Annotated in this window: 28 protein-coding genes; 12 read left to right on the plus strand and 16 right to left on the minus strand. The window is 65.6% G+C overall.

Translation table 11 applies throughout. The features are described 5' to 3' along the window. Positions 1 to 170: 170 nt before the first annotated feature. The 4 genes from ACFXNW_RS27070 to ACFXNW_RS27085 all read right to left on the minus strand — a co-directional run bounded on the left by ACFXNW_RS27070 (position 171) and on the right by ACFXNW_RS27085 (position 3005). Entirely contained in the window at positions 171 to 578 is a 408-nt protein-coding gene (locus ACFXNW_RS27070; RefSeq protein ID WP_379420616.1) for a hypothetical protein, read from the minus strand. A gap of 99 nt (positions 579 to 677) precedes the next feature. Then, positions 678 to 1244 carry a DUF3558 domain-containing protein gene (locus tag ACFXNW_RS27075; protein WP_379420832.1) on the minus strand — a complete coding sequence of 189 codons (567 nt, stop codon included), beginning with the start codon at positions 1242 to 1244 and terminating at the stop codon, positions 678 to 680. Positions 1245 to 1532: 288 nt separating this feature from the next. Continuing rightward, positions 1533 to 2423, minus strand: a complete 891-nt coding sequence (purU, locus tag ACFXNW_RS27080) for a formyltetrahydrofolate deformylase (RefSeq protein ID WP_379420617.1) — start codon at positions 2421 to 2423, stop codon at positions 1533 to 1535. Positions 2424 to 2483: 60 nt separating this feature from the next. Continuing rightward, positions 2484 to 3005, minus strand: a complete 522-nt coding sequence (locus ACFXNW_RS27085; protein ID WP_379420618.1) for a GNAT family N-acetyltransferase — start codon at positions 3003 to 3005, stop codon at positions 2484 to 2486. A 107-nt stretch (positions 3006 to 3112) separates the two neighbouring features. Here ACFXNW_RS27085 and deoC point away from each other — a divergent pair, with 107 nt between their 5' ends. After that, the gene (gene deoC, locus ACFXNW_RS27090; protein ID WP_379420619.1) at positions 3113 to 3781 is read left to right on the plus strand and encodes a deoxyribose-phosphate aldolase; all 669 of its coding nucleotides are present in this window, start codon (positions 3113 to 3115) and stop codon (positions 3779 to 3781) included. A gap of 47 nt (positions 3782 to 3828) precedes the next feature. Here the strand turns inward: deoC and ACFXNW_RS27095 are convergent, their stop codons facing one another. Continuing rightward, the gene (locus ACFXNW_RS27095; protein ID WP_379420620.1) at positions 3829 to 4554 is read right to left on the minus strand and encodes a DUF2993 domain-containing protein; all 726 of its coding nucleotides are present in this window, start codon (positions 4552 to 4554) and stop codon (positions 3829 to 3831) included. Positions 4555 to 4672: 118 nt separating this feature from the next. Between ACFXNW_RS27095 and ACFXNW_RS27100 the strand changes: the two genes are divergently transcribed. Then, positions 4673 to 5314: a hypothetical protein gene (locus ACFXNW_RS27100; RefSeq protein WP_379420621.1), complete on the plus strand. Its 642-nt coding sequence runs from the start codon at positions 4673 to 4675 to the stop codon at positions 5312 to 5314. 86 nt (positions 5315 to 5400) lie between these two features. Here ACFXNW_RS27100 and ACFXNW_RS27105 read toward each other — a convergent pair whose 3' ends face one another. The 8 genes from ACFXNW_RS27105 to ACFXNW_RS27140 all read right to left on the minus strand — a co-directional run bounded on the left by ACFXNW_RS27105 (position 5401) and on the right by ACFXNW_RS27140 (position 11292). Further along, entirely contained in the window at positions 5401 to 5859 is a 459-nt protein-coding gene (locus ACFXNW_RS27105) for a hypothetical protein (protein ID WP_379420622.1), read from the minus strand. Positions 5860 to 5916: 57 nt separating this feature from the next. Then, complete coding sequence (locus ACFXNW_RS27110) at positions 5917 to 6333, minus strand: hypothetical protein (protein WP_379420623.1); 417 nt, start codon at positions 6331 to 6333, stop codon at positions 5917 to 5919. Next, positions 6330 to 6755 carry a WXG100 family type VII secretion target gene (locus ACFXNW_RS27115; RefSeq protein WP_379420624.1) on the minus strand — a complete coding sequence of 142 codons (426 nt, stop codon included), beginning with the start codon at positions 6753 to 6755 and terminating at the stop codon, positions 6330 to 6332. Before ACFXNW_RS27115 ends, ACFXNW_RS27110 begins: the two co-directional genes overlap by 4 nt. A 243-nt stretch (positions 6756 to 6998) precedes the next feature. Beyond that, on the minus strand, positions 6999 to 8039 hold the full coding sequence (locus ACFXNW_RS27120; protein ID WP_379420625.1) for an alpha/beta fold hydrolase: 1041 nt from the start codon (positions 8037 to 8039) through the stop codon (positions 6999 to 7001). Positions 8040 to 8217: 178 nt separating this feature from the next. After that, positions 8218 to 8514: a DUF2516 family protein gene (locus ACFXNW_RS27125; RefSeq protein WP_379420626.1), complete on the minus strand. Its 297-nt coding sequence runs from the start codon at positions 8512 to 8514 to the stop codon at positions 8218 to 8220. Positions 8515 to 8657: 143 nt separating this feature from the next. Next, a complete protein-coding gene (locus tag ACFXNW_RS27130; protein ID WP_379420627.1) occupies positions 8658 to 9341 on the minus strand; it encodes a heparin-binding hemagglutinin in 684 nt (227 codons plus the stop codon). Continuing rightward, positions 9338 to 9838, minus strand: coding sequence for a helix-turn-helix domain-containing protein (locus ACFXNW_RS27135; protein WP_379420628.1), 501 nt, complete (start codon positions 9836 to 9838; stop codon positions 9338 to 9340). Before ACFXNW_RS27135 ends, ACFXNW_RS27130 begins: the two co-directional genes overlap by 4 nt. Before the next feature lie 104 nt (positions 9839 to 9942). Further along, positions 9943 to 11292 carry a DUF445 domain-containing protein gene (locus ACFXNW_RS27140; protein WP_379420629.1) on the minus strand — a complete coding sequence of 450 codons (1350 nt, stop codon included), beginning with the start codon at positions 11290 to 11292 and terminating at the stop codon, positions 9943 to 9945. Between the two features lie 250 nt (positions 11293 to 11542). Here ACFXNW_RS27140 and ACFXNW_RS27145 point away from each other — a divergent pair, with 250 nt between their 5' ends. From ACFXNW_RS27145 to ACFXNW_RS27185, 9 genes are all read left to right on the plus strand, one after another. Continuing rightward, positions 11543 to 12253 carry a TetR/AcrR family transcriptional regulator gene (locus tag ACFXNW_RS27145; RefSeq protein WP_379420833.1) on the plus strand — a complete coding sequence of 237 codons (711 nt, stop codon included), beginning with the start codon at positions 11543 to 11545 and terminating at the stop codon, positions 12251 to 12253. A gap of 139 nt (positions 12254 to 12392) precedes the next feature. After that, a complete protein-coding gene (locus ACFXNW_RS27150) occupies positions 12393 to 13805 on the plus strand; it encodes an ABC1 kinase family protein (RefSeq protein WP_379420630.1) in 1413 nt (470 codons plus the stop codon). 8 nt (positions 13806 to 13813) lie between these two features. Further along, complete coding sequence (locus ACFXNW_RS27155) at positions 13814 to 15064, plus strand: saccharopine dehydrogenase family protein (RefSeq protein WP_379420631.1); 1251 nt, start codon at positions 13814 to 13816, stop codon at positions 15062 to 15064. Positions 15065 to 15112: 48 nt separating this feature from the next. Further along, positions 15113 to 15745, plus strand: coding sequence for a class I SAM-dependent methyltransferase (locus ACFXNW_RS27160; protein WP_379420632.1), 633 nt, complete (start codon positions 15113 to 15115; stop codon positions 15743 to 15745). Between the two features lie 142 nt (positions 15746 to 15887). Further along, positions 15888 to 16277, plus strand: a complete 390-nt coding sequence (locus ACFXNW_RS27165; RefSeq protein WP_379420633.1) for a hypothetical protein — start codon at positions 15888 to 15890, stop codon at positions 16275 to 16277. 32 nt (positions 16278 to 16309) lie between these two features. Beyond that, entirely contained in the window at positions 16310 to 16909 is a 600-nt protein-coding gene (locus ACFXNW_RS27170) for a hypothetical protein (RefSeq protein WP_379420634.1), read from the plus strand. Then, entirely contained in the window at positions 16906 to 17637 is a 732-nt protein-coding gene (locus ACFXNW_RS27175; RefSeq protein ID WP_379420635.1) for an ESX secretion-associated protein EspG, read from the plus strand. Before ACFXNW_RS27170 ends, ACFXNW_RS27175 begins: the two co-directional genes overlap by 4 nt. A 30-nt stretch (positions 17638 to 17667) precedes the next feature. Next, positions 17668 to 18513, plus strand: a complete 846-nt coding sequence (locus tag ACFXNW_RS27180; RefSeq protein ID WP_379420636.1) for a polyphosphate kinase 2 family protein — start codon at positions 17668 to 17670, stop codon at positions 18511 to 18513. Positions 18514 to 18678: 165 nt separating this feature from the next. Next, entirely contained in the window at positions 18679 to 19668 is a 990-nt protein-coding gene (locus tag ACFXNW_RS27185) for a diiron oxygenase (protein ID WP_379420637.1), read from the plus strand. 98 nt (positions 19669 to 19766) lie between these two features. Here ACFXNW_RS27185 and ACFXNW_RS27190 read toward each other — a convergent pair whose 3' ends face one another. The 3 genes from ACFXNW_RS27190 to ACFXNW_RS27200 all read right to left on the minus strand — a co-directional run bounded on the left by ACFXNW_RS27190 (position 19767) and on the right by ACFXNW_RS27200 (position 22661). Beyond that, positions 19767 to 20171, minus strand: a complete 405-nt coding sequence (locus ACFXNW_RS27190; protein WP_379420638.1) for a hypothetical protein — start codon at positions 20169 to 20171, stop codon at positions 19767 to 19769. 10 nt (positions 20172 to 20181) lie between these two features. Then, positions 20182 to 21243 (minus strand): DUF6745 domain-containing protein, encoded by a 1062-nt coding sequence (locus tag ACFXNW_RS27195; RefSeq protein ID WP_379420639.1) that lies wholly within the window; start codon positions 21241 to 21243, stop codon positions 20182 to 20184. Positions 21244 to 21377: 134 nt separating this feature from the next. After that, positions 21378 to 22661 carry a carboxylesterase family protein gene (locus tag ACFXNW_RS27200; RefSeq protein WP_379420640.1) on the minus strand — a complete coding sequence of 428 codons (1284 nt, stop codon included), beginning with the start codon at positions 22659 to 22661 and terminating at the stop codon, positions 21378 to 21380. 96 nt (positions 22662 to 22757) lie between these two features. On the opposite strand from ACFXNW_RS27200, the gene ACFXNW_RS27205 reads away from it, so the two are divergent. Beyond that, positions 22758 to 23333, plus strand: coding sequence for a TetR/AcrR family transcriptional regulator C-terminal ligand-binding domain-containing protein (locus ACFXNW_RS27205; protein WP_379420641.1), 576 nt, complete (start codon positions 22758 to 22760; stop codon positions 23331 to 23333). Positions 23334 to 23352 lie beyond the last annotated feature (19 nt).

The raw sequence follows: 23352 nt of genomic DNA on the forward strand, positions 1-23352 counted from the left end.
TTTTTTTTTTTTTTTTTGTATGTCGTTCATCAACGGTGGGCGGGTGGGGGGGGGGGTTCGGGGGGGGGGGCCGCCCCCACTTCTATCACCTACAGCTGACGGGTCTCGCGATCCCCTCGACTTCCAGCCGCGCTACGCCACCGATACACCGGGCGACCACCCGCCCGTGGTCAGTTCTGTCCTTGCGGGATATCCTGGCCCACTTTTGTAACCTGCTGCCCGGTGCTCTGGTCGGTCTCGGTCAGGTTCGCAATCGACTTGGCAACAACCTGTTGGATCAGCTTGACAGTCTCGATGTGCTCCAAGAGCACCGCATCGATCGACTGCGTAGTCCCGCTTCCCTTCTGCGTGAACTTTTCCGTTAAAGCATCGCCAGATGGGAATGTTCCGAAACCCTCGACCCTCGCCACCCTGCCTGCGGTTCGCAGTATCTCGTCCAGTTTGTCGAGGTAGTCCGTGCATACCTTGTCCAAGCCAGCTCCGACATCGGGATCCAACGTCAGCTCGCCGGAATTCGCCTGGTCGAGAAGGTGACGCCACTGTTGTGGGTCCACGCCTCCGAGATCTAACACGCTCATGTCCGCTCCCACTGTGTTCTCGAGCAGTCAGTCGCACTCCAGCAGCTTGTCGAGGAGACCGGGCGGTGAGTGGCATCGTCACCGAACTGCATAGGTTCCCTAGTTCTCGGGTAGGTATTCAGCGAGGTCCGCGACATGTCGGTCCAGCACCGCGCAGGGGTCCTCTTTTGCGCCGACAGAAGCTCGAGCCTGAACGTCGAACATCACGATCCCTTGGCTGACTTCTACTGCTATCGCACACGTCAGATGGGCAGTCGCGCCGGTATCCCGGTACTGCACGGCCTGATGTGAGCCGACAGTGCGCGCTTGGAACGATGTGGAGTCAGGGCGAGCACGAACATCATCCAAGGTTGGTGTCCCCGAATACATCCCGAAGTTGTACCACCCAGCGGTCGCGCGCCAATCGCACGTCTTCCAGCCCGCATCAGTGAAATCCACGTTGGCGATTCCGGATTCCTTACTCGCGGGATCCAGCCCCGTCCCGCTGATCGCCGATTCCGGCAGCGCACACGGATCCCACAGATCCGCGCCCTCCGATGCGGCAGTAGTGCTCGCCGCCGCACTGCCCGTTTCCGAGCCTTGCCCGCTATCAGGACTGTTCGCCACACTCTCCACTGCAGTCGGAGAGCCTTCGGTCGACCCCGAGCACCCGGCTGCTCCGAGCATCGCTGCCGTCAGCAGCACTGCCGCCGGGATCAGACCGGCGCGCCTGATCCTTCTGTATTCCACGGACACAAAGCCCCCTTCAGTACCCACCGGCCGCCCAACCGTCCACACCGGACAGCCAGCAGACCCATTTCACCAGCACGCTACCCGCGCCCACGCACCCTCAACAACCGCAGTCCGGCGCCGGTAGTTCACACCCCAGCTGATGACTTCACACATCTATTTGCCCCACGCGTGGCGGGCGTCTGGTGTGAGGTGCGGTACCGGTGGGAGGTTGGTGCCGAGGCTTCAGGAGAACACCACTGTGCGCCGTCCGTGCACAAGCACCCGGCCCTCCAGATGCCAGCGCAGCCCGCGAGCCAGCACGACCCGTTCGATATCGCGGCCCTGTCGCACCATGTCGCGGACCTCGTCGGCGTGATCGATGCGGATCACGTCCTGTTCGATGATGGGGCCCGCGTCCAGTTCGGGCGTCACGTAGTGGCAGGTCGCGCCGATGAGCTTGACCCCGCGCACGAACGCCTGGTGGTAGGGGCGTGCGCCGACGAACGAGGGCAGGAAGCTGTGGTGGATGTTGATGGCCTTGCCCGCCCAGTGCTCGCACAGTTCCGCAGGCAGCACCTGCATGAAACGGGCCAGCACCACCGCATGCGGATCGTGCGCGTCGACCAGAGCGCGGACCTGTTCGAAAGCGGGACCGCGTTCGGCCGGATCCTTCGGGAACGGCACGTGATGGAACTTCACCCCGTGCGCCTCGGTGATCTCGGCAAGATCGAGATGATTGCCGATCACGGCCTCGATGGTGGCCGGTAGCTCACCGGAGGCCGCCCGGCCGAGCAGATCGTGCAGGCAGTGCCCGTCCTTGCTGACCAGCACGACCGCCCGCCGCCGCGCCCCTGAGTCGAGCAGTTGCCAGTCGGTCTCGGAGCCGAGGCTCGCGGCGACGTCAGCGAAGCGGGTGCGCAGCTCACCGAGATCGAACGGCACCGTCGAAGCCTTGATCGCCTGCCGGGTGAAGAACCAGCCGGTCTCCAGATCGGAGTGATACCCGGCCTCCATGATCGACCCACCGAAACCCGCGATGAACGAGGTGATCTCGGCGATGATGCCCGGACGATCCGGGCAGCCGAGAGTCAGCACGTAGCGACGTTCGTCGGAGACGGATGGTGTAGCACTCATGCGCCCATCCTCGCAGGTGAGAAAGTCTCACCCGCACCGAGTGCGCCACCGGATCGGTAATCAGCTGTAGAACGGTTCGGCGTAGTGGAACTCGCCGAGGATCTGCGCGTCGTAGGCAGTGAGGGAACGGACCTGGAAGTGACTCGCCCAGCTCGGCTCGTCGGGTGCGATGCCGACGCGGGTGCCAGGGACGAAGCCGAAGCGGGGGTAATAGTCGTGGTGGCCGACGAGTCCGATGAGCGGTTCGTCGAGTGCGTCGGCGGCGCCGATGACGGCGTGCATGAGCGCAGCGCCGACACCGTCACCCTGATGGTCGCCCAGCACCCCGACGGGGCCGAGAGCGAGCACCGGGAACGGGCCGACGGCGGCGCGGGTCAGGCAGACGTGCCCGATGACGGCGTCGTGCTCCACCGCGACCATCGACAGCGTCGGTATCCAGCCCGGATCACTGCGCAGGCGCTCGACGAGATCGACTTCGGGGGGTTGTTCGGCGTCCCGGCCGGTGTACTGCGGGCCGAAAGCGCTGCGGTGGACTGCGGCGATGGCGTCGATGTCGCCGGCGCGTTCGCGTCGGATCAGCACGGTTGTCCTCTCTTCCCGAACAATAGAAGTGTGCGTGAACCGATCCTGGCGCGCAATCCGATTCCTGCCCGGCTCGGACGATATCGTCGATATGCCAGACTCGGCGCATGGCAGATTCCGCGTCGCTGACCCGGGCCGTAGTGGCCGACATGATCGACCACACCCTGTTGTCGCCGGAGGCGACCACCGACGATGTGGCGGAGCTGGTGCGCGAGGCTCGCGAGCTCGGGGTGTACGCGATCTGCGTGTCCCCGTCGATGTTGCCGGTGCGGGCGCCGGGGCTCGCGGTGGCGACCGTGGCCGGATTCCCGTCCGGCAAACATCATTCGCTCGTCAAGGGCGCCGAGGCCAGGCTTGCTGTCGATCAGGGCGCGGCCGAGGTGGATATGGTCATCGACGTCGGCGCCGCCGTCGTCGGGGACTATACGGCCGTGCTCGCCGATATCGTGACGGTGCGTGAGGCCGTCGGCGACCGGGCGCTGCTGAAGGTGATCATCGAATCCGCCGCACTGCCGGATGAGGCGATCGTGCAGGTGTGCCGGGTCGCCGAACGCGCGGGCGCCGATTTCGTGAAGACCTCCACCGGATTTCATCCCGCAGGCGGTGCCAGCGTGCACGCGGTCGAGCTGATGGCCGAGGCCGTCGGCGGCCGGCTCGGGATCAAGGCCAGCGGCGGCATCCGCACCGCGGCGGCGGCGGCGGATCTGATCGCGGCGGGCGCCACCCGCCTCGGACTGTCCAAATCCCGTGCGGTGCTGGAGGGTTTCGCGGCCTGACCGCACCCGTGCGGCAATAATGTGCTGTCGGTGTGTGGCCTCGGCGCTCAGCAGGACGAGCTGCCTTGGTCCCCGGCGGGCAACTCGGCACGGCCGCCGGCCAGCTGCACCCGGAGGCCGTCGTCGGTGACCTGCAGGCCGGTCGGCTGCATCTCGAACGGGTAGACCTGCAGGCTCTGCGACAGCACATCGGCGATGTCCTGAACCAGGTCGGTCGGCAAGCCGATGCCGAGCACATGCGCGGATTCGATATCGACCTGCACCGTGCCGTTGGCGACGAGCGGCTGCACCGCGACCTGGGCGAAGCCGCCGAGCACGTCCATGGGCAGTTTGCCGTCGGCGGACGAGGAGCTGACGTTGCTCACCAGTCCGCCGAGGGTCTTGCCGATACCTTCGTTGCTCCAGGTGACGTCCGCGGTGGAGCGGCCGATCGCGGCGCCGCCGCGGCCGTTGTCGGTGACCTCGATATCGTGGAACTTCGCGTGCACCCGCATGCCGACGGCCGGACCGAACTTCACGTCGTCACTGTTGACGTTCACCTCGGGCAATTTGCCGTCGACCCAGGTCACCAGCATCGGCTTGGCGCCGAAACCGACGTCGATCTTGGAGCCCATCTCCTTCTCGAACTGGCTGCTGACACAGCTCGACACCGCGTGCCGCGCATACGCCTCGCCGCCGACCAGCACGGTGGCCAGCAATGCGGCCACCGCGATCAGGGCGATCACCAGGGTGCGGCGACTGACCGTCAGTGCGGAGCGGATCTTCGTGGGCATGCGGCAGATTCTTCCCGACGTTTCTGTGTCGGCTCTGAGGGTGCGGTGAGGGATGTCTTGTAGGCGAGCCGACCCGATTGTGACATGTGCCACAAGATTGCCCGGTAGCCTGGTTCCCATGGCCGGTGAAGCGGCGAGGCGCAGTCCTGGATTCCTTCCCGATCCTCTCGCGCCCGCAAGCGGGGATTCCGGTCGCGGCTGGCGGGTGCTGTGCCGCCTGGCCGGTCGCCACGCCGGCTTCTTCACCACCCGTCAGGTGTTGCGCACCGGTTGCGCCGATCGAGTGCGCGCCTGCCTCGGCAACGGATCGGTGACCAGAACCGGCGTCGGGATGCTGCGCATCGCGGACTGGCCGGAGGGTCCGCTGGACGAATGCGCGATGTGGGCGGCCTGGTTCGACGGCGCGGTGGCGGTATCGCATCAGAGCGCCGCGGATCTGCACGGGATCGGACGGTTGCATCCGACCTTCCTGCATCTGTCAGCGGCCGCCGGCCGTCCGCCCGTCACCCAGCGGGTGGTGGTACTGCGCAGGCGGCTACGGAGCGCCGACCTCGAATCCGCGGGCTCGTTCATGGTGACCACACCCGTGCGCACCGTGCTCGATCTCGCCGAATCCGATATCGCCCAGTCCGCGCTGGACGAGGTGGTGGTCGACGCGCTGGCCATTCACCGCTGCGACGCCGACGAGATCCGCGCGGCGGGAGAAGGTCTCGGCACCTGGGCGTCGGTGCGGGTCCGGCGCGCACTCGCCGCCGGATAGCCCGACGCCGAGTAGTCGGACAAGGTGCATGGAAGCCTCACTCGCCACGAATTCCACAAGCATGCATAGAATTTCCTGAGATCACCTCAATGAATCCCGCGAGATTTAAGTATCTCGAAATCCTCAGCAATCGGCCCCGAGGCTGGAATTCTGAGCCACCACCATCCGCGGTGAGAAATATCAACATCGGCGATAACAGACACTCTCTTGCCCGAGTCGGATACCGTGTACCCGCGAAACCGCTCGTCTACGGGTTCTATCAGGCCCGTCAGCTTGCCTCTCAGCTCCTCGGGCAATATGTCGAGTGCGCCCTGCAGGTAGTCGCGCATCGTAAGTGCTGCTACGAAATCATACTCGGTCCAGACTGTTCGATCGGTCCGTGGAAGCTCTCGGTCTCGGTCAATCTTTTCAACATGAGCAGCCCAAGCCGCAGCAAGATCTAGTACCGTTACTTCGGTGGAACCGAGGCGATGCGTACGACTCTCTATATCGCGAAGACCGTCTTCACTAAAATTCCGGGCCAGATCATCTGGAGTAATCGTCATTTCTGACGCCAGACGGGGAGATACTCTTCCATCGATTGCCTCATTACGACGATTTGGTCAGCTGGAAGCCTGACGCGGCGTTCCTCGCCAAGGATCCCCATACTTCTCGTATGGGTTACCCAGCTCGGCCAACCTTTCTTCACCATCCTCGATCAATTCGGCTCGAAATATTTCGTTCGAGCCGATTTCGTCGTCCGTGATATCCAAATACCCACGAACACCGTTATATCCGTGAGCAATTCGATCGATTGCTTCATCTATCGAAACACCCCACGGTTCCCATGATCTGCCACCCCCGGGGAAGGATCCGAATCGGATGAATCGGCTGGCCGCCAAGCTTCGAATAAGGTCGAGTACCGCATATCGCGAGTAGGACTCTGGCGCGATCCTCGCGAACATCCCATCGAATGCGGCGATAGCAGCCCAATCATCGGACAGCTCATACAGAATGAAGTGTTCGAGTTTCTCGTTCATTTCTTTGGCAGGTGCACTTTCACTGGAACTGGATTGTCCGGGTACTTGATATCAACTGTAACACCACGTGATTTGCTTTCCTCCCTGATTCGCACCTCGGTGCCATCGGGAAGCCGCTTACCTTCTCCCGGGTATGTGCCGACGTCGATCGCCTCGCGAGCCTGATAGTTGTCCGCTGTCACGCCCAGCTTTTCGGCCATACCCGTAAACGCCGCGATGATCTGCACACCACCATCACGCAATTCGGTCCAACCCTCGGTGAACTGGGTCGCTGCACCGCCACGCCAACCACCATCGGTCAGCGAATCGACATCCCGAGCCGCTGACTCCAACGCCGACCGCAGCGCATCCGCCACCCCGTAGACGTATTGACCGACCGCACGCACCTGCTCGGGCACCACCATGACAGCGTCACCGGACACCGGCACATCCCCCGCACTCACGATTCAATACGGTACCGGCCGGCCGATCGCGCGGTCCACTGCGGGCGCGACCGTCCTCCCACGCGGACGACTTGTCTTCATTATTTAGTTGGAGGTCGGATTCCTTCGTCGTCGTTCGAATCCTGCGGGCGAAGTTGGGATTTCGGCCAACTGGGCACGACCTACCGTCCGGGCATGCGTCACCTTGGTGGCGGATTGGATCCCGGTCCGCGTGCGGGAAGATCAGCCGACGGCTTCGACCGGCTGATGCACCGCGTCGAGTACGCGCGCGAGTTCCTCGTTGAACCGCTCGTAGGCCTCGACATTGCCGAGGTGGCCGGTCGGCAGGACCTCGTAGCGGACCAGGTTGCCTGCTTCGGCGAGGATCTCGGCGAGCTGGTCGGAGTGCACGACCGGGGTCATGTCGTCGAATTCGCCGGCCAGCAGGGTGGTCGGGACGACCAAGTTGCGGGCGGAATCGCCGAGGTGCATATCGGCGAGCAGGAAGCCGAATTTCGCTCGGACCGAAGCCGGGCACGTGCGCACGACCGCCATGCTGAAATCGACCAGTTCGCGCGGCGCGTTCAGGGACATGATCTGGCGGGCGAAGACCCAGCGGACCGGGGCGATCGGCGGGAAGACGATCGGGGTGCCGAGGCCTAGGCGGCCGAACCAGAACGGCAGCGCGATGGTGCGGCCGCCGAGCCAGGACAGCGGCTTGTTGAACGGGGGCACCACGGTGGTCTCGGCGACCAGCGAATGCGGGCCGGTATTGCTGAGCAGCACGGCCTCGGCCTGCGCGGTGACCCGGTCGGGGTGCTTGCCCGCCCACGCCTGCAGCGTCATACCGCCGAGGCTGTGGCCGACGAGCACGGCGCGCTGACCGGGACGCAGGGCGGCGTCGAGCACCGCGCACAGGTCATCGGCGAGCAGATCGCAGTCGAGGGGGCTGGACCCGAGCTCGCTCTCGCCGTGGCCGCGCTGGTCGTAGGCGACGACGCGGTAGTCACCGGCGAAGGCATTGATCTGCGGGTACCAGTATTCGATGGCGCAGGTCCAACCGTGCACCAGCACGATGACGTCGCCGTCGGCAGGTCCATACGCGTGCACACGCAGCCGAGCACCATCCGAGGCCGTCACCGGGATGACGTCGTGCGGGACGGTCGGCGGATTCAGCGCGGCGTCGTCGTAGGTGCGCGACCGGAGGTTCGCACGGTGCACATCCAGCAGGCCCCGAAGCTGGTTCGAGACGCTCGCCAACGCATTCGGCAACATTGCACGCATTGGACACTCCTTTGTGTTACTGCGAGATACAGTAACCAATGGAGCGCGTGCTAGCTAGTGCTAGCACCGAGGAAATTCGGGAGAACAGTCGTTCACCAGCGGGGACGGCGCCGAAATTTTCTTCGAACCGGTGGCACGCCCCAGACCGCGCATGGCCGCAGTGGACGCGGAGATCCACCTACCAGCGCGGACCGCGCTGAACCTCGTCCACCTTCGGACGCACATCGGCCAAGTAGATGCCCGTCGCGATGATCGCGATGAACGCGAACAGGCCGAGCCCGGCGAACGACAGCAGCAGCAACAGCACCGCCACGCCGAGGATGGCCAGCCAGATCGGCTTGGTCAGCTTGTCGACCGCCGTAAACGCGTCCGGCCGCTGCCGTAGGGCGTGAATCAGCGCGAACATCGTCGCGCCGAAAGCCAGCAGCCACAGCACGAGCACGATCAGGCCGGTAACACCCTGCGCAATTTCCACTCCACCATGATAGAAGCAACCCCCACTACCAAGCCGTTTCCAGCCCAGGAAGGGCTGCGAACGCAGCGACCCCGCGCACCAGGTGCGCGGGGTCGCGGTGAAGCGTGACCGGTCAGCCCGTCAGTGGGCCCCCAGCCTGGCGATCAAGCCTTCTTGGCGGCAGTCTTGCGCGCCGGAGCCTTCTTCGCCGGGGTGGCGGGGGCCTTGGCAGCGGCGGCCTTGGCGGGAGCCTTCTTGGCCGGCGCCTTCTTGGCGGCCGGGGCAGGCGCGGACTCGGTGGTGACCTCGACGACCTCGGCGTCGACGACAGCCTCGGCAGCCGCGTCGGCCTCGTCCTCGACGGCCGTGTCCGAGCGGCCGATCAGGTCGTTGACCCGACCGAGCACGTCCTCGGCCCGCTCGGCGGCGTCCTTGTACAGCGACTCGACCCGGCCGACCTGCTCCTCGACCAGGTGGTTGGCGCGCAGGCGGTCCACGGTCTCCTCACCGCGCACGGCGAGGTCTGCGTACAGGTCGACGACCTGGCGGTAGTACTGCTCGGCCAGCTTGCGCAGCTCCTCGGAGGTGAACTTCTCGCGCAGTTCGGCGAGGTCCTCGGGCAGCTCGGAGGGCAGGCCCGAGAGCCGATCGCGCAGCGAATCGAACTGGCCCTGCACGTCGGCAGGCAGGTTGGCGATGCGCTCGCGGGCTTCATCGACCCGGCCGGTCACATCGGCGGACTGAGCGCGCTCGCGGACCTGGGTCACGGCATCGAGGACGGCGGTGTAGACGGCGTCACCCGCACCGACGGTGGCGTAGAGCGGCTTGGTGGTGGCGTTGTCGGTCATGTTTCGTTCTCCTGGCGTGGCGGAGTGTCGGTCGTAATATGCGGAACGGCGTTGTCCCAGTCATCCCCCCCTGATTCGTTCCCTCCGTTTTCCCGGCGAAACGATTCATAAATTTCCAGCAGGACCTGCTTTTGCCGTTCACTGATCGATGTGTCGGCAAGCAGGGCATCCCGGACCGGGCTGTGCGGCCGCTGCTCGAGATAGCCGGCCCGGACGTACAGCACCTCCGAGGACACACGCAGTGCCTTCGCGATCTGCGCGAGCACCTCGGCGGACGGGTTACGCAATCCGCGCTCGATCTGACTGAGATACGGGTTGCTCACCCCCGCCAGTTGCGCGAGCTGACGCAGTGAGACCTGAGCGGCCTCACGTTGCGACCTGATGAAACCTCCGATGTCGTGCGCCGCGTTGGTCACGCGGCCCGCCCGTTCCCCGAGACCGGTGCCATCGTCCGGATCCTCGGCGTGCTGGGCGGAAACCTCGGGCTGGTCTGCCATCACTCACCTTCTGGCGGTAGTACGTAACCAATGCTAGGACAGGGTGCTAACTATTGCAAGCACTTGTGTTAGCACGCTTCGGGCAAACGTCCGGCGCTGCTGTCTCAGCCGCCGAACATCAGATGCGAAATCGTGTAGATCGCCAGCCCGGCAAGCGAACCCACCACCGTGCCGTTGATCCGGATGAACTGCAGATCGCGCCCGACCTGCAATTCGATTTTCTTACTCGCTTCTTCCGCATCCCACCTGGCAACGGTATCGCTGACGATCGTCGCGATCTCGTCCGCGTAGTTGGCCGCCAGATACCGTGCGCCACGCTCGATCCAGCCGTCGACCTTCGCGCGGGTCTGTTCATCATCGCGCAGTTGCTCGCCGAGCGCCTGGACGTTTTCGGCAACCTTGCGCCGCAATGTGCTGTTCGGGTCGTCGGCCGACTCCAGGATCAACCGCTTGGCCGCGCGCCAGGTGGCCTCCGCCATCCCGGTGATCTCCTCGCGGCCCATGATCTGGGACTTGATCCGCTCGGCCTTGGCGATCATCGCCTCGTCGTGTTGCAGATCGTCGGCGAACTGCTCGAGGAAACGATTGGCCGCCAGCCGGACCTCGTGATCGGGTGTCGAACGCACCTTCCAGGTGAATTCGACCAGTTCACGGTAGATCTTCTCCGACAGCATGATGTTGACGAACTTCGGCGCCCACTGCGGCGCATCCCGCAACACCACGCGATCGATCGTTTCCTGGCTACCGAGCGCCCACTGATGCGCACGCTCTGCGAGCAGATCCAGCAGCGGCAGCTGACGGTTGTCGGCCAGCAGTTCCGTGAGCACCCGCCCGATCGGCGGCCCCCACTGCGGTTCGGCGATCCGCTTGACGATCGTGTTGTCGATGACCTGCTCGACGTCCTCATCGCGCAACACCCCGACCACGGCGCGCAAGATCGTCGAACTCTCCTGCGCCACCCGGGCGGCATTGCCCGGATCGGCCATCCACCGGCCGACCCGCCAGGACACTTGCGCCGAATTGACCTTCGCGGTCACCACCTCGGGCGAGAGGAAGTTGGTGCCGACGAAGCTGCCGAGGCTGGCGCCGAGCTGGTCCTTTTTGCGTTTGATGATGGCCGTGTGCGGGATGGGCAGCCCGAGCGGATGCCGGAACAGAGCCGTTACCGCGAACCAGTCGGCAAGTGCGCCGACCATGCCCGCCTCGGACGCGGCCCGCACATAGCCGACCCAGTCACCACCGCCGCCGCGCGACTCGAGCCAGCGGCAGCCGAGATATATCGCGGTTGCCAGCACCAGCAGGCCGGTGGCCAGCGATTTCATCTTCCACAGGTCGCGCCGTTTGCTCGCGTCATCGGTGAAGGACGCGAAGCTGCTCGGCATCTTCGCCTGCGCATCGGCGGCGTCGGAACGGCGGTCACCGAGGACCGCGGTATCGCCGGGAGCGTTCTGCATGCCCTCCATTCTGCTGGCGTTTTCCGGTTCCGGACCGGCGCCGTGACCAACCGGAGGGTCGCGAACGGCCGCAGAGGCGTGACTTAGCTCGCATCGACCCCCCGAATGCGGTGATCGGCACCCCAAACCGGCCTGCCGGGAGGTAATGCGACCTAAGCTGGACCAAAGGATCCGCCTACGAACGAGGGAGCCCACCCTGTCCACCGAAGACCTTGTCGACGTCGGCGAGCGCGCCGAGCGACCGGCGGCGGTGCGCACCGGCCATACCGATGGCCGCAAACGCCGGTGGCGACAGCACAAGATCGACCGCCGCGAGGAGCTGGTCGACGGCACCCTCGCCGCGGTCCGCGCCCGCGGCAGCAGCGCGGGCATGGATGAGATCGCCGCCGAGATCGGCGTCTCCAAGACCGTGCTGTACCGCTATTTCGCGGACAAGAACGATCTGGTCCACGCCACCATGCAGCGATTCATCGAGATCACCCTGATGCCACGCGTCTACGGCGCGATCAGTCTCGACGCCGACGAATACCAACTGGTCCGCACCGCCCTCGGTGAGTACGTCGGCGCGGTCGACGAGGACCCCGAGGTCTATCGCTTCATCATGGGCAACGGCTCGGCCGACCAGTCCTCGCTCGCCGAGTTCGAGAAGCTGTTCGCCGAGGTCGTCGCGGCCGCCATCATCAGCAGGGCCGCCGATCTCGACCTCGAGACCGAGGGCGCGATGCTGTGGTCGTATGTGCTGGTCGGTGGCATCCAGCTGGCCACGCACTGGTGGACCACCGACAAGACCATGTCGCGTGAGGAAGTCATCGACTACCTGTCGATGATGGCCTGGAGCGCTATCGAGGGCATGGCGCGCGCGGGCGGTTCTCGCAGCAAATTCAACGCGATGCCGCATGTGCTGCCGGAGCAGGCAGCCACTGCCGAGACCGCCGCGGAATCCGCCGAAGGCACCGTCTGAGCCAGTACCGGCGCCGACGCGTACCGGATGTGACACGGGACTCGACATCGTCGCGCGTTTGGTTAGTCTGAACCCCTAGCGGGGCGCCGCAGAGGGGTTGCGTCTCCGTTCGCGCGTCGGCACCAACGGAGGTACCTCGATGGCGAAGCAAGTGCCGACATCCCGGCTCGCTCGCGGGACGAAGCTCGGTGCGGTCGCGGCCGGATCCATGCTGCGCACCCAGCGCGCGCGCATGTCCATGCGCGGCCGCTCGGAAGCAGTGCGCGCGAAAATGGCCGAGGAATCGATGATCCGCACCACCGAACAGGTGGTCATGGTGCTCGGCACCATGAAGGGCGTGGCCATGAAACTGGGCCAGATGATGTCGGTGCTCGATATGGATCTGGTGCCGCCCGAACATCGCGAACGCTTCCAGAAACGTCTCGCCGTGTTGCGCAACGCCGCGCCGACGGTGTCGTTCGAGGCCATGCGCGCGGTGATCGAGGAGGATTTCGGCCGCCCACTCGAGGACGTGTTCGCCGAATTCGAGTCCGAACCTGTGGCGGCCGCCTCGATCGGCCAGGTTTATCGTGGGCGACTGCACGACGGACGCAGGGTCGCGGTGAAGGTGCAGTATCCGGGCATCGATATTGCCGTCCGCGCGGACCTGAAGAACCTCGCCATGTTTCGCCGGGTACTGCAATCGGCCATGCCGTGGGTGACGCCCGCGGTGCTGGACGAGCTGCGGCTCAATATGGAGGCCGAGCTCGACTATCACGCCGAGGCCGAGACCCAGCGCCAGATCTCCGAGCTCTACGCCGGCCATCCGTTCATCGTGGTGCCGCAGCCGGTGCTGGAGTTGAGCACGCGGCGGGTGCTCGTGAGCGAATATCTGGACGGCAGCGGATTCGAGGAGATCAAGGAGCTGCCGCAGGCCGATCACGATCGGATCGGCGAGATCATCTACCGCTTCTATGTCGGTTCGCTGTTCGTGTTCAACGAATTCTGCGGTGATCCGCATCCGGGCAATGTCATGCTCACCACCGACGGGCGGGTCGGTTTTCTCGATTTCGGCCTGTTCAACCGGATGGACCCCGACCACGTCCGGTTCGAGGCGGCCTGTCTGCGGGCGGCCGCAGAGGATCGGGCCGAGGATCTGCGGCAGTTGATGATCCAGCGCGGGGTGATCGACTCCCCCGACGAGATCGGGCCGGATGAATGCCTCGAGTACGTGCTCGCCGCCTCGGAATGGTGTCTGATCGACGAGGAACTCACCATCACTCCGGAGCTGGCCAGCGGCGCTTTCCTACTCGCCGTCGACCCTCGGGCCAGCGAGTTCACCGGGATGAAGCAACAGAATCTGCCACCTGAGCACCTGTTCTCCCGGCGCGCGGACTTCCTCACCTTCGGCATGCTCGGCCAGCTCGAAGCGACGGCGAATTGGCATCGCATCTCCCGTGAATGGCTGTACGACGAGCCGCCGGTCACCGAACTCGGCAAGGAACATCAGCGTTGGCTGGCCGAGCGCACCGGCGGCGACCAGTCCGGTAAGACTCGACACAACAAGGCATGAGGGCACCCATGGCGGACAACCGCGAATTCGATCTGACTCTCTTCGGTGCGACGGGCTTCGTCGGAAAGCTCACCGCGCAGTATCTGCTGGATGCGGCGCCCGCGGGCGCCAAGATCGCGTTGGCCGGGCGCTCGGTGGACAAGCTGAGCCGGGTGCGCGATGAGCTCGGCCCCGCTGCCGCGGGCTGGGAACTGGTGGTCGCCGACGCGGCCGATCAGCCCGCACTCGACGCACTCGCCGCCCGCACCACCGTCGTGGTGACGACGGTGGGTCCGTACCTGCGCTACGGTCTGCCGCTGGTCGCCGCCTGCGCGAAGGCGGGCACCCACTATGCCGATCTCACCGGGGAGCCGCTGTTCATCCGGGAGGCGATCGACCGCAATCACGACGAGGCCGCGCGCACCGGCGCCAAGATCGTCAATTCCTGTGGCTACGACTCGATTCCGTCGGATCTGAGCGTGTATCAGCTGTATCGGCGTTCGGTAGAGGACAACACCGGCGAACTCACCGACACCACCTTGATCGCCTCGCTGAAGGGTGGGGTCAGCGGCGGAACCATCGATTCCGGGCGCGCGATGATGGAGGCGGTGGCCGCCGATCCGTCCAAGCAGTCCGTGCTCAGCCACCCGTATTCGCTGAGCCCGGACAAGTCCATGGATCCCGATGTCGGCAGGCAGTCCGATCAGGCCTTGCAGCGCGCCAGTGCCATCGACCCGAGCCTGGACGGCTGGGTGGGTACGTTCGTCATGGCGATGCACAACACCAAGATCGTGCGCCGCTCCAATGGTCTGCTCGGTTGGGTGTACGGCAAGAACTTCCGCTATCGCGAGGTGATGAGCGCGGGCAAGTCGGCGGCCGCACCGCTGGTGGCGGCCGGTATGTCCGGTGGGATCGTGGCCACCATGGCGGCGGGTGCACTGCTGTCGCGGGTGGGCGCAGGTCGCAAGCTGCTGGATCGGGTGCTGCCCAAGCCGGGGACCGGGCCGAGTGAGCAGGCGCGCACGAGCGGCTGGTTCACCATGAAGACCTATGCGCACACGACCTCGGGCGCGAAGTACGTCGCGACCTTCGCCGGTCAGGGCGATCCGGGGTACCAGGCGACGGCGGTGTTGCTCGGTGAGAGCGGCTTGTGCCTGGCGTTCGACGGTGCGAAGCAGCCGGAATTGGCGGGTGTACTCACCCCCGCGGCAGCGATGGGTGACGCGCTCACCGAGCGTTTGCGCGCAGCCGGGATGACGATCGAGGTGGACCGGGCCTGAACGCACGCCCCTGATGACGGATCTCTCGCGGACAACGGAGTCGGCACGATGAACCTCGCTCGGCGCACCATGAACAATCCGGCCTTGGCCGCGGTGTACGAGCGGGCGTGGCGGCCTGCGCTGTTCTATCTGGCCAGTGGCCGCACGACCGAGTCGGATCGTCGTTTCGCGGCCGAATCGCTGCGATTGCCGAGCGCGCACCGGGTTCTCGATATCGCGTGCGGGCCCGGCAATTTCACTCGCTATCTGAGCGAGCAGTTGCCCGGTGACGGCTATGCCGTTGGTGTGGATTTCTCGCCGCCGATGCTGGCCAGAGCCGTCGCCGACAATTCGGGGCCGCGGGTGGGCTATCTGCGTGGTGACGCGCGGTTTCTGCCGTTCGCGGATGGATCTTTCGACGCGGTGTGCTGTTTCGGCGCGCTGTATCTGATCCCGGATCCGCTGGCGGCGGTGCGGGAGATGATCCGAGTGCTTGCACCGGGCGGGCGGATCGCGATCACCACGAGTCATCGTGGTGATTCGACATTCGGGCAGGCGACGCGGATCGTCGGCGGCTGGTCTGGTTTGCGGGTCTTCGATACCGATACCTTTCCCGTGCTGTTCGCCGAGCACGGGTTGATCGATATCGATCAGGAGATCCATCGGCTGTTGCAGTACGTATCGGCGACGCGTCCGGGGTGAGTTTCGTAACCCCCACTATCGTGCGCGACATCACAGCCGGGGCCCGGTTCCGGCCTGCGAACGGGCCGCCGCCGGGTATTTCGGACCGGTAGAGTCCGAATCGGCGCGGCGGGGATGTAGACCTAGGGGAAGGGGGAGCCAGATGGCGGTACCGGAGACCGGGCAGAGCCGGGCTCGGCAGTTGTATGTCGCGGCACTCGACGGTGGGACGGCATCGTTCGAACTCGCGGAAGACGTGGCATCGAATCTGGCCGCGGCCTGCGACTTACTCGTCGACGATCTACAACGCGCCAGAGCCGAATCACATCTGATCACCGAGGTTTCCGGCTTCCCGGATCTGCCCACCGGCCATGCGCTCGCCAGGGGATTCGGCGCCAAGGGACGCGAATACCTGGACACATTGACCGCACTGCAGGAGACCGCGCTGCTCTACAAGGCTGCCTATCTGGCGGCCGGTAAGAAGTTCGCCGACGCCGACGCCGCCAACAAGGCCGCGATCGACCTCGTCGCCGCACATCTGGCGCCGCGATGACGCCGGGCATCGAGTGAGGAGCGTAGCGCCCCATGGCAGATCACGCCGAACCCGCAGGCCCCTCCGGTGACATCGACCCCGCCTACGCGCCGGAGCGTGAACACTTCATCGGCTACACCCACCAGGAGATCTGGGATCGCGTGCACGAGGTGATGGACCCGGCCGCACTCGACCGGGCCGCGGCCGTATGGCAGGCGAACGCCGTCGCACTCGGCGAGGCGTTCCGCGCCTTCGGCGACGCCACCAACCGCGAGTTCGCGCGCTGGTCGGGCCACACCGCCGACGCCGCGGCGCAGGCCACCCGCGAGTTCGTCGCCGCGGGCGCCGACGCGCACGACGTCTGCACCGCGGTCGCCGCACTGCTCGAGCTCGATCGCGATGCGGCACAAACCGTTCGAGCTGCGATCGCGCCGCCACAGCCGTATCGTCCGCTCGACGATCCGGCCGCCGAAGCCATCCACGGCGGACAACGGAGGATGGATCACGACATCGCGGCGGCGGCCGTCACCGCCGACGTCCAGGACCTCATGACTCACGTCTACTCCCCCGCCATCCCCGCTTCGGGAGATCGGGTGCCCCGCTTCGCGGTAACCCGCATCGACCCCACCGGCGGCGGGAGCCAACCACTGTGAAATGGGTACTCACCCCGGACGAATTCAGCTACGTCTGGCAGAACGAAACCGATCTCGATCGCCGCCCCTACCCGGTCAATATGGCACCCGGCGCCACCGTGCGCACCGATGCCGAACACCTCGGATTGCGATTACCGCAGCGGTTCGCCAGACAGGCCGACCCCGATCTGGCTGCCGCGCTCATGTTGTGCGCCCGCGCCGACGCCACCACCATCACCGTGTCCGGCGAGCGCACCGCCTCCGCAGACGGAGGCGGCCCCGAACGCATCCTGGCCTTCGCCGCCCTGGTCCATCAGCACGCCGCCATCCTGGTCGCCGCGCCGACCGGCGTGACGGTGCTGATGTGCCACGCGCGCGGCCTCGGTGAGCACCTGGTCGAGGTCATCGGGCCGGCACAACCGGGCCGATCCGGCACCCTGCGCGAACCACAGGACGCGGTGCTCGGCGCCACCGACCACGCGGGCAACGGTCAGGCTTTCTCCGCCAACGGTGAGCGCGGCGCCGCCCGATTCCGCCGCGCGCTGCGCAAACCGGTCGACGGCCGCGGCTTCATTACCGTCACGGTGGAGCCGGACAACCCGATGTCGCCGCCCACCCGTCATCGCACCTGGCTCGACGTCACCGGCGACGGCCGCTATCTGCTCACCACCGCCGACGAGCTGACCCTCACCCCGGTGACCGACGCCGATTTCGCCTGTCAGCTGCTCAGGCTGGCGCAGATCCGCTGATCACGGCCACGAATGTGGTAGGTCTGACAGATGGCGAAGCATTGGTCGATTCCGGCACGGCAGGCATTGAAGGCAGACGGCCTGCACATCGCCGATCTGGATACCTCGGCCCGCCCCGGTTTCGAGGGCGATAAAAAGCTCGGCGAGGCGCTGCTCGCCGAGCGCGGCAAGGTGCTGTCGGATCTGCAGGAAAAGCTGTATGCCAATGGCCGATCCGGCGATTCGCGCAGCGTGCTGCTGGTGTTGCAGGGTATGGACACCGCGGGCAAGGGCGGCATCGTCCGCCATGTGATCGGTTCGGTGGATCCGCAGGGCGTCGACCACGCCGCCTTCGGTGTGCCGACCGAGGAGGAGAAGCGCCACCATTACCTGTGGCGCATCCGCAAGGCGCTGCCGCGCGGTGGGCAGATCGGTGTCTTCGACCGTTCGCACTACGAGGACGTCCTGGTGGTGCGGGTACACAATCTCGTTCCCGCCACCGTCTGGGGTGAGCGCTACGACGAGATCAACGCTTTCGAGCGCGAACTCACCGACGAGGGCATCACTTTGGTGAAGGTCGCGATGTTCGTCTCACTGGAAGAACAGAAGAAGCGGCTGCGCCAACGCCTGGAACGCCCCGACAAGTACTGGAAGTTCAACCCCGCCGATATCGACGAGCGCGCCTTCTGGCCCGCCTATCAGGACGCCTACCAGGCCATGCTCGACCGCACTTCCACTGAGAATGCCCCCTGGCACGTCCTGCCCGCGGACAACAAGTGGTACTCGCGCCTCGCCGTCACCGAACTGCTCATCGAGGCCCTGAAGACCCTCGACCTGGATTGGCCCCCTGCCGATTTCGACGTCGAGGAACAACTCGCCCGCCTCGACCAGGCCTGATCGCACGAAAGAGCCCGTCATCGCCTGCGCCCGGGCAGCCGCAGGCGATGACGTCGCCTACCGCCGTTCCATACACTCTTGTATGGAAGTGGGCGAGCGTCTACCATTTACTGAGACTCCGGGTCCCAGGTAATTTTCCCGGAAGCTGGAACGAGGGAGACACCGATGACGCTGTCCGCTGTATCGAAGCCGGAATCCGCTGATCAGGCGTACCGCGAGGTCCTGCAGGGGCTGTCCGAGGGGTCGGTGAACCGGCACTTCGACCCCTATGTGGATATCGACTGGGACTCCCCCGACTACGGGGTCGACAAGAACGATCGACGCTGGGTTCTGCCCGAGGCGGATCCGCTGGGCCGCCACCCCTGGTACAAGGCGCTGCCCGTCGAGAAGCAGATCGCCATGGGAATGTGGCGGCAGGCCGGAATCGCGAAGGTCGGGCTCGACTTCGAACAGCTGCTGATCCGCGGGCTCATGCAGTACGTGGTGTCGCTGCCCAACGGCGATCCGGAGTTCCGCTTCATCACCCATGAGGCGGCCGAAGAGTGCAACCACACACTCATGTTCCAGGAGATGATCAATCGTATCGGCGAGGACGTCGTCGGCATGGGGTCGATCGACCGCAAGCTGACGATGATCATCTGGCCCGCGGTGAAGTACTTCCCCGAATTCTTCTTCACCATGGTGCTCGGCGGCGAGGAACCCATCGACCACCTGCAGAAGTCGATCCTGCGTGGTGGCGACGAGATGCATCCGATGGTGCAGCGGGTCATGCAGATCCACGTCGCCGAAGAAGCGCGCCATATTTCATTCGCGCACGAATACCTGCGCCGCAACGTCCCGAAGATGCACCCCGCCACCCGATTCGCGCTGTCGCTGCTGTTCCCGACAGCGATGCGAATCATGTGCGAAATGATCGCGACCCCGCCGAGGGAATTCATCGAGAAGTTCGAGATCCCGCAGTCGGTGGTGAAGGACATGTACTGGCGCAGCGAGGAATCCAGCAACGCGCTCAGCGATATCTTCGCCGACGTGCGAGCACTCGCCGAGCAGAGCGGGCTGATCAACCCGGTATCGAAGCTGGTGTGGAAGGTGCTCGGCATCGACGGCAGGCCATCGCGGTACCGCAGCGAACCCGTCCGGCGCGCGGCCGCCTGATTCGGCCCGGGCGCTCGCCCCTGAACGCAGACTGTCACCCGAAGCCGAAAGTCGATATCCCACCGCCGAGGATACTGCCCGGCGGTGGGACGTCGGGCTCAGTCGGCGACCAGGCGGGTGCGGAAATGGGAGTGTTCGCGCTGCCGTCGAATGACGTAGGTGCCGGGAACACTGCCGGTACCGCCGTGTTCGGGATGCATCAGGTAGGCAACGGTATCCGCGGAGAAGATACCCAACGCGAGGCCGCTCGGATCGGTGACATCGGTGGTCCACCGGCATGTACCGGGTTCTGCCACCAGCGCGTGTGGGTTACCGCCCGCGGCGCCGCGCAGCACCTCGACGCCCTCCGGCGGGACAGCGCGCCAGCTCGCGCCGGGGGTCGGCGTGACCGAGTCGAGCAGGTAGAGCGGGATGACGATCAGGTCACCCTGTGCATGCATGCCGCGGATTACCGGAATGCGAACGGACTCGTCGAGTTGGTCGAGGACAAGGGATTCGGTCATGGGTATCACCTCAGGTGCGGTGTAGGAGTTGGGAATACTGCCCGCCGGTGAGGCCGTAGGTCCAGGCCGCGGCGTCGACGGGATCGGCGAGATAGCCGGGAACGGTGAGTCCGTAGCGACGACGGGTGCCGTCGCGTTCTACGGATCCATTCACCGCGACCAGCACCCGCTGATTGTCCGGCAGGTCGTAGAGCATCAATTCGAAGCCGTGGTTACCGGGATCGGGTGCGCAGGCCAGCAGTTGCATCCCGGCCTCTTCGACGTAGGCAGGCCAGCCGAGACGTTCGATGGCACAACGCCGGATCTCGATATTGGTTTCGCGGTCGATGGCTTCCGCAGTGGGATCTGTGATCACCCACCTGGGCACCTGGGTTCCATGCCAGAAGTACAGTTCCCAACCATCGGCGTAGCGGACGGCGGGACCATCGGCGCAGTGCAAACGCGGTCGGCCCAGGTCTCCCGCCTCCTCTGTCGCCAGCCTCTCGGGACGTTCCGAGACGACGCACAGATTCTCGTCCGGCCACCACGGGCCGCAGGTCGCCGCCACCGTTGCCCACAGCTCCCATGCACGGGCCGGACCGCGAGCTCGATTGGGCGGGAATTCCGACCACACGGCCGAGCCCGAGGCGAAGTGTATGTTTTGCCGGAGCCAACCCGGCCCGCCACCGGCGGCCGTGATGATTCTGCCGAAGGTATTGCCCCAGGAGGTATTCAGCGCACTGGTGACGTATTGCTCGAAGGGTGCGAGCACGCCGGCCCAGTCGTCACATTCGCGCCGTGACATCCCGACGGTGACCCGCATGCCGCTCAATACGCGCGAAAGATACTGCACTACTGGATGTTCCGGTCTCGCATCGGCACCGAGCTTGCCCTTGGCTCCGGGTTCGCCCGTCGCATAGGCGATCAGCGGTGATGATACCCATCGAAAGCGAGGTGGCCCGAGGCCCGCGAGTTCGTAGATTTCGGATATCGCCGCCTCGGCGGCTCGACGATCGGCCGGTGCGGTGGACAGCATCCGACCGAGCCATTTGTTTCGGATTTCCGCAGCTTCCCGCTGCCCGAGAACACTCACCGGATGACGGTGGTGTCGTCCTTTCCAACGATCATGTGCTCAACAGTGACAGATCAGCGGCGAATGGGCAATAACCGACCCGGCCTGGAGCATCGGACAGTCGCACTGGACACCGCATCATTTCCCGGATGCGGTTACGGAATCTGCTGGGCCGCAGTCGAACCCGATGCGTGCCGCGACCACCCCGGTTCGCCGGAACACACGAAGGAGCCCCAGCAGCTCCGTGTCGACTTACCGAGCGCACGGACCTCGGCAGGCGTCAGGGGGCTCAGCATCGCCGCGTCATGCCAGGCGGAGTCGTCGCCGAACAGCAGCGGCAGCTCGAGGCAATGGCAGGCGCCGAACGGGTTGTCCGGATCCAGGGTGTGGACCCGGTAGCGGTAGACATCAGCGCCGTGCGATGCGAGCAGATCGGCGAATTTCGTGGTGCCGTCTTCGAACGCTTTGCGTCCGACCAGCTTCTGCACGCGCGCGGCAATGCGCGGGCCCATTCCCGGGATCGACCGGATGCGGGAGAACACCGGGTGTGGCCCGCCATAGAACGCTCCCATCTCATCGGCAGTCGCGCCGATCATCACCTGGAGCCCGTTCGCACGGTCGACGACTTCCCGGCGCCAACGTGACTCGTCCGGCAGCGGAGCGACGCCCGCGATCGGGAGATACGGTGGCGCCGAATTGAGCCCTCCGGGCCCGGCGAGTTTCGTCGCCGCCCCGGCCTGGGCGGCCAGCACATCGGACACCGACGCGTCCCGCGGGTCACCACCGAGCGCGGCGAGGAAGGCCTGCGCCGCCCGCTGCGCCTTCGCTTCACCATGGAAGCCGATCCCGAACGGTGCACTCTGCACTATGGCGCGGCGAAATAGCGTGCGCGTGGACTCGATACCGAGCAGGGCAACGATCGAATGCGCGCCCGCCGACTGGCCTGCGACGGTGATCCGGGCGGGATCGCCACCGAACTCGGCGATGTGGTCACGCACCCATTGCAGTGCCGCGATCTGATCGAGCAGCCCGAGGTTGCCGGGCGAGACGCCCGGTATCCGCGCATAGCCGAGGACGCCGAGCCGATAGTTGATCGACACGACCACGATGCCGGTTTCGCGGACCAGCTCGCTCGGGTCGTACAGGTTCCATGCCCCACCACCGGCCAGATATGCGCCGCCGTGGATCCACACCATGACCGGACGGCCTCCCGGATCGGGCGCGGCGGGTGCGGTGATGGTCAGCTCCAGGCAGTCCTCGGATTGCGGTAGCCGCGCCGGCGCCCCCATCACCGGCTCCAGCCGGCCAGGATTTTGCGGCGCCGTCACCGGCTGCCGGTGCGAGTCAGGCCCCGCATAGGGAACCAGTATCGGTGCTCCGAATCGCTCTGCCCGCGCGAACGGGATACCTGGGGACACCACGACGTCACTGCCGACCATGTCTCTCCTTCTGCAAATATCGCAAGTCGACTTGCGTTATCGCCACGCTAGGTCCCGAATTCGATCAACGCAAGACGACTTGCGATAATCGGCGCCATGGCCGAAGCGGCGAACCGCACCCCGCAACTGCGCGGCGCACGGCTGCGTCGAGCTGTGCTGGACGCGACGCTCGCCCGGATCGAGGCCGTCGGCATCGACGACGTGCGCATCGCCGATATCGCCGCCGCCGCAGGCGTGCACGAGACCTCCATCTACCGCCGCTGGAAAACCCTGCCCCGCCTGCTGCTGGACGCGCTGCTCGCACGAATGGAATCCCAGATACCCATCCCGGACACCGGTTCGGTGCGCACCGACATGCTCGAATTCATGACAGTGCTCGTCGGATTCGCGCGCACCCCGTCCGGCGCTGCCCTCATTCGCTCCACCGATACCGACGCCGAGGCCGAGGCGGTCCGGCGTGAATTCTGGGCGGTGCGCCTGGCCGCCTCGCAGGAGATCGTCCGACGTGGCATCGAGCGCGGCGAGATCGCCGAGGCGGTCGACCCGCGGCTCACCATGCTGACACTGGGCGGGCTGGTGCACATCTACACAAACCAGCTCGACGGCAACATTCCCGACGATCTGGCCGAGACCTCCGTTGACATGCTGATGGCAGGGCTCGCCCCACGGTGACCGATTCCGGGCGAGAACA

Origin of the sequence: Nocardia sp. NPDC059180, from assembly GCF_042754945.1 — a bacterium.
In the GTDB taxonomy this organism is placed as follows: Bacteria; Actinomycetota; Actinomycetes; order Mycobacteriales; family Mycobacteriaceae; genus Nocardia.

Bases quoted from the DNA above. Each gene is read 5' to 3' on its own strand.
- ACFXNW_RS27070 (WP_379420616.1), bottom strand. From the start codon at position 578: ATGAGCGTGTTAGATCTCGGAGGCGTGGACCCACAACAGTGGCGTCAC.
- ACFXNW_RS27075 (WP_379420832.1), bottom strand. From the start codon at position 1,244: ATGCTCGGAGCAGCCGGGTGCTCGGGGTCGACCGAAGGCTCTCCGACT.
- purU (WP_379420617.1), bottom strand. From the start codon at position 2,423: ATGAGTGCTACACCATCCGTCTCCGACGAACGTCGCTACGTGCTGACT.
- deoC (WP_379420619.1), top strand. From the start codon at position 3,113: ATGGCAGATTCCGCGTCGCTGACCCGGGCCGTAGTGGCCGACATGATC.
- ACFXNW_RS27095 (WP_379420620.1), bottom strand. From the start codon at position 4,554: ATGCCCACGAAGATCCGCTCCGCACTGACGGTCAGTCGCCGCACCCTG.
- ACFXNW_RS27100 (WP_379420621.1), top strand. From the start codon at position 4,673: ATGGCCGGTGAAGCGGCGAGGCGCAGTCCTGGATTCCTTCCCGATCCT.
- ACFXNW_RS27105 (WP_379420622.1), bottom strand. From the start codon at position 5,859: ATGACGATTACTCCAGATGATCTGGCCCGGAATTTTAGTGAAGACGGT.
- ACFXNW_RS27110 (WP_379420623.1), bottom strand. From the start codon at position 6,333: ATGAACGAGAAACTCGAACACTTCATTCTGTATGAGCTGTCCGATGAT.
- ACFXNW_RS27120 (WP_379420625.1), bottom strand. From the start codon at position 8,039: ATGCGTGCAATGTTGCCGAATGCGTTGGCGAGCGTCTCGAACCAGCTT.
- ACFXNW_RS27130 (WP_379420627.1), bottom strand. From the start codon at position 9,341: ATGACCGACAACGCCACCACCAAGCCGCTCTACGCCACCGTCGGTGCG.
- ACFXNW_RS27135 (WP_379420628.1), bottom strand. From the start codon at position 9,838: ATGGCAGACCAGCCCGAGGTTTCCGCCCAGCACGCCGAGGATCCGGAC.
- ACFXNW_RS27140 (WP_379420629.1), bottom strand. From the start codon at position 11,292: ATGCAGAACGCTCCCGGCGATACCGCGGTCCTCGGTGACCGCCGTTCC.
- ACFXNW_RS27150 (WP_379420630.1), top strand. From the start codon at position 12,393: ATGGCGAAGCAAGTGCCGACATCCCGGCTCGCTCGCGGGACGAAGCTC.
- ACFXNW_RS27155 (WP_379420631.1), top strand. From the start codon at position 13,814: ATGGCGGACAACCGCGAATTCGATCTGACTCTCTTCGGTGCGACGGGC.
- ACFXNW_RS27160 (WP_379420632.1), top strand. From the start codon at position 15,113: ATGAACCTCGCTCGGCGCACCATGAACAATCCGGCCTTGGCCGCGGTG.
- ACFXNW_RS27165 (WP_379420633.1), top strand. From the start codon at position 15,888: ATGGCGGTACCGGAGACCGGGCAGAGCCGGGCTCGGCAGTTGTATGTC.
- ACFXNW_RS27170 (WP_379420634.1), top strand. From the start codon at position 16,310: ATGGCAGATCACGCCGAACCCGCAGGCCCCTCCGGTGACATCGACCCC.
- ACFXNW_RS27180 (WP_379420636.1), top strand. From the start codon at position 17,668: ATGGCGAAGCATTGGTCGATTCCGGCACGGCAGGCATTGAAGGCAGAC.
- ACFXNW_RS27185 (WP_379420637.1), top strand. From the start codon at position 18,679: ATGACGCTGTCCGCTGTATCGAAGCCGGAATCCGCTGATCAGGCGTAC.
- ACFXNW_RS27190 (WP_379420638.1), bottom strand. From the start codon at position 20,171: ATGACCGAATCCCTTGTCCTCGACCAACTCGACGAGTCCGTTCGCATT.
- ACFXNW_RS27200 (WP_379420640.1), bottom strand. From the start codon at position 22,661: ATGGTCGGCAGTGACGTCGTGGTGTCCCCAGGTATCCCGTTCGCGCGG.
- ACFXNW_RS27205 (WP_379420641.1), top strand. From the start codon at position 22,758: ATGGCCGAAGCGGCGAACCGCACCCCGCAACTGCGCGGCGCACGGCTG.